Origin of the sequence: Kamptonema formosum PCC 10802 (assembly GCF_000332335.1) — a bacterium.
GTDB lineage: Bacteria > Cyanobacteriota > Cyanobacteriia > Cyanobacteriales > Oscillatoriaceae > Oscillatoria.
Window position 1 is genome coordinate 3,376 of record NZ_KB235951.1, and the last position, 1,260, is coordinate 4,635.

The 1,260-nt window shown below is 48.5% G+C and carries 2 protein-coding genes; both read right to left on the reverse strand.

All coding sequences use genetic code 11. The features are described from left to right. Positions 1-284, reverse strand: a 284-nt coding sequence (locus tag OSC10802_RS43430; RefSeq protein ID WP_232731909.1) for a pentapeptide repeat-containing protein, incomplete at its 3' end; no start/stop codon positions are given. A gap of 276 nt (positions 285-560) precedes the next feature. After that, a complete protein-coding gene (locus OSC10802_RS45240; protein WP_052334389.1) occupies positions 561-1,115 on the reverse strand; it encodes a pentapeptide repeat-containing protein in 555 nt (184 codons plus the stop codon). Between the last annotated feature and the right edge of the window lie 145 nt (positions 1,116-1,260).

The following is a 1,260-nucleotide window of genomic DNA, read 5'->3' on the forward strand; positions in this document are numbered from 1 at the left end:
CTGCTGATTCTTGCATTACTCAAGTTGACTCCACTGAAGTTAGCGCAGAAAAATTGACTCTCAACCAATGCAGCTCCTGTCAAATCGGCTCCGCTCAGATTAGCTCTGTCGAAAACCGATTGAAAAAATCTGGTTCCCCGCAAAATGGCATGGCTCAGATCCGCTCCCTCGAAGTTGCTCTCACCCAAGTCAACATCGGTCAAGTCCGCCCCGCGCAGAATCACCCCGTCCATGAAAACTTTAATCCACCTGATGCTGCTCTTGCGCAGAATAATACCGCTCAAATCCAACCCTTTGAATTGTCCTTGATCCCAAGTTCTTTTTTCTCCAGAAGCCGTCTCCACACTAACTTTCCTAAAGTTTCTTTTTCCTGCCCTATAGCGACGTATGAGGTCTCCAAAGAGAATCTTTTTCAGGCGCATACCATTTCTCCCAGACAAGTTTCTATTCTTTAGAATAGCACGCTCGCCCTTTCGGCATCAACTGTCCAGTTCGATTGACGCCTGGTGTCGCTCCCGATAGCTTTGTCTGCCGCTCTACCGCTGATGAATATCTATATCTTAGCTACCACTGCGCACGCTGCCATCGGGCATGAGCGTTTCCTCGAAATGGCAATCTCGAAATCTTACTCCGGAGCCCCTAAAGGTTTCCGGGCTGAATTCAGCACCACGGAAGTCCGTCCGGAGCAACTTGGTTTTTTCAAACCAAACGCTTTGCAACCTGGCTCCCTGGAAAGTCGCCTCCGTAAAATCATTTCGGACAAACCCGATGCTGCTGATTCTTGCATTACTCAAGTTGACTCCACTGAAGTTAGCGCAGAAAAATTGACTCTCAACCAATGCAGCTCCTGTCAAATCGGCTCCGCTCAGATTAGCTCTGTCGAAAACCGATTGAAAAAATCTGGTTCCCCGCAAAATGGCATGGCTCAGATCCGCTCCCTCGAAGTTGCTCTCACCCAAGTCAACATCGGTCAAGTCCGCCCCGCGCAGAATCACCCCGTCCATGAAGATTCTGACCCACCTGATGCTGCTCTTGCGCAGAATAATACCGCTCAAATCCAACCCTTTGAATTGTCCTTGCTCCCAAGACATGGATTCGGGAAAAGGAATCTCCACACTAACTTTCCTAAAGTTTCTTTTTCCTGCCCTATAGCGACGTATGAGGTCTCCAAAGAGAATCTTTTTCAGGCGCATACCATTTCTCCCAGACAAGTTTCTATTCTTTAGAATAGCACGCTCGCCCTTTCGGCATCAACTGTCC